Annotated in this window: 3 protein-coding genes; all 3 read right to left on the reverse strand. The window is 39.4% G+C overall.

What is annotated here, in order from left to right; genetic code table 11:
- Nucleotides 1–52 precede the first annotated feature (52 nt).
- Entirely contained in the window at nt 53–1273 is a 1221-nt protein-coding gene (locus tag WA381_RS20855) for a methyl-accepting chemotaxis protein (protein WP_336182974.1), read from the reverse strand.
- 332 nt (nt 1274–1605) lie between these two features.
- Nucleotides 1606–2133 carry a hypothetical protein gene (locus WA381_RS20860; RefSeq protein ID WP_014950849.1) on the reverse strand — a complete coding sequence of 176 codons (528 nt, stop codon included), beginning with the start codon at nt 2131–2133 and terminating at the stop codon, nt 1606–1608.
- Between the two features lie 47 nt (nt 2134–2180).
- A complete protein-coding gene (locus WA381_RS20865) occupies nt 2181–2318 on the reverse strand; it encodes a hypothetical protein (protein WP_156086956.1) in 138 nt (45 codons plus the stop codon).
- Nucleotides 2319–2532 lie beyond the last annotated feature (214 nt).

Consider the following 2532-nt stretch of genomic DNA (forward strand, 5'->3'; position numbering starts at 1 on the left):
TTTTATTATCGAGTTCGAGGAACGCCTCGAAAAGCATATTAACTAATGGCAGTTACACAGAATCTGTTACAGGCTCTATAGGATTAGTGTTCGGTATAGGTGAATAGTCAAAATTAAACAGCTTTGCTTCCGATATTTTCCCTTCTGAAATCGCTTGCTCGAAACGCTTTCCAACAGTTTTAGCTGCATTTACTGCAATGTCTCTAACTTCGCTGTTTCGATCATTTACGTCGAAGCTTTCCAGCAGCCTGAAAATATCTTCAGCTTGACTACTCAGTGATAGCGCCTGAGTAGAAACATCAGTGAGGTCGTGCTCTAATTTTTCTGTCGTCGTGTGCAACTGAAGTATATTGGTACTTATACCTGCGCTATGTTCTGCATTATTTTCTACCATTGCTTGCATAGCGCCCATCGATTCCCGAGCTTTTGTAGAGAGCATACTGGAGTGTGAGATAGCTTCTTCGCTCTCCTTTAATTTCACATTCATGTTATCACTAGAGTTTAGCACCGTTTCCATTGTAGCCACTGCGGCCTGGCTACTTGTATTCATATCCTGCAGCAAACTTTCTATTCCAGACGTGGCATAGGTTGTTTTCTTGGCAAGCTCGCGTACTTCATCAGCAACGACGGCGAAACCACGTCCTTGATCTCCCGCTCTTGCAGCTTCAATAGCCGCATTAAGCGCTAGCATATTTGTTTGATCGGCTAATTGGTTAATGGTGTTTGTTATTGTACTTATTCCCTCGGCCTTACTTTTTAATGTAGTAAGCGCTTCAGATGACGCATTTATGTTTTTAACCAGCTGCTGTTGCTGGCTTAATACTTCTTTTAACGACGTACTTCCGAACTGCGTTTTCTCGTCAGATTCATTCATAGAAGATGCAGCATTCTTGGCAAGATCATCTAACCGAGTTGAGGAGACTTCTAACTGTTGGAGTCTACCGCTCATCTCGCCGATGTTCGCGACTTGCTCATTAAATGCTTTTGATAACTGTTCTAAAAAGAAAGAGATAGAAGCACCACCAATTGCAATGTTACTCGCGGCATGACTAACTTTCGTTGCATCATTGCTGTGTGCACTGTTCTTATAATCGTCAGTTAGAACAGTTTTACTAGCGGCTATATTTTGGTTTTGAAACATCTTCTCAATAATAAAAGCCGCGAAAAGGATAGTAAGAAACGTAGCAACCGTAGAGATTAGTAGATGTGAAGTAACAAAAGACATCACTACATTAACGAGACCAGCAATAACAGCTAAAACTAAATACTTCATTAGGCGCACTTAACATTTTATTAACACCTCAAAAATGTAAAGCGTTTTAAACCAATTATCCATAAGCGGATAGTATTAGTTATGGGGTCAGAGTACTTTATTAAGTGAGCATTGCATTCATTAGCAAATGAAATAAACGCTTCAAGGTACGAGTTGTCAGATTAATGAAGTGAGTAGATTGACTCTACCCCATTAGTAATGGGGTCAGAGTACTTTATTGGCTGAGTATTGTATTCATAGTAAATAAAATAAACACTTCAAGGTACATGTTGCCTCACTCGTAAGGAGTCTACTTTACTTAGACTCTATCGCTTATAAAGGCTTTTTTATTACTAACTGTTATCTGGTACTAACTCGTTAAGGTGCAAAACCATCCAACCGTTAATATAAATATTTCGAGGCCGCCTAGCATCGTAAATGGCACCAGAAGTAACCAAGTCATTTACTTTTGTTTTGCTAAGCACAAGGTTATCAACACGATAGTAATTGCGCAGTAATAACGCTTTATCAAATTTCGCATGTTGACTCGGCGAGACAGGTGTTGTGTGAGCAATGTTTCCGACTTTAAAAGTAAGAGTATCATCATCAACACTAAGTAATTTCAGGGGGACATAGCGAAATCGAGCATCCGATGAAGGATCTATAGCTCTATAATCAATATAGAAAAAGTCATTTTTCTGAGGATTAGCCAAGACCCGCTCTTTTTCACTATTTTCAATAAATGCATTACCAACAAAGAAGAATGCTATTAGAAGAAAGCAAACAAGTTCTGCATGCAGCTTTAATAGAGCGGCCACTGGTTCAAGTTGAAAATTACCCCGCAAATAAGCTGGGTTATTATTGAATGGTAAGGCTGACATACAAACTTCCTAGCTGTTTAGTGTTTTTATACCATACCGATTATTTTTCAACCTGTCGCTTTTTCTATACATTCAAACAAGTCCACAGCATTGATCCCTCGAATAATGGGGTCAGAGTACATTTCTCTAATAAGGTGTGCTGGCGAATTAGAGTACTTCTCCCACACTGTTATGAAATCACGCATGGTTAAATTCGTTTTTTCAAAAAAGTACTCTGACCCCTTTATTATCTTTAGCTGCTTAAATGTGTGAGCTATTTGTGCAATGCGACCTAGCACTGGCTAAGCATTAAAAGCGGCCGAAGAGTAACTCGCCTTAATTCTGGGGTCAGAGTACATTTCTCTAATAAGGCATGCTGACGAATTTCAGAGTTTCTCCCCCACAGTTTTGAAATCACGT

The sequence above is a fragment of the Alteromonas sp. CH_MED4-4 genome, assembly GCF_037029575.1.
GTDB classification, from domain to species: Bacteria; Pseudomonadota; Gammaproteobacteria; order Enterobacterales; family Alteromonadaceae; genus Alteromonas; species Alteromonas macleodii.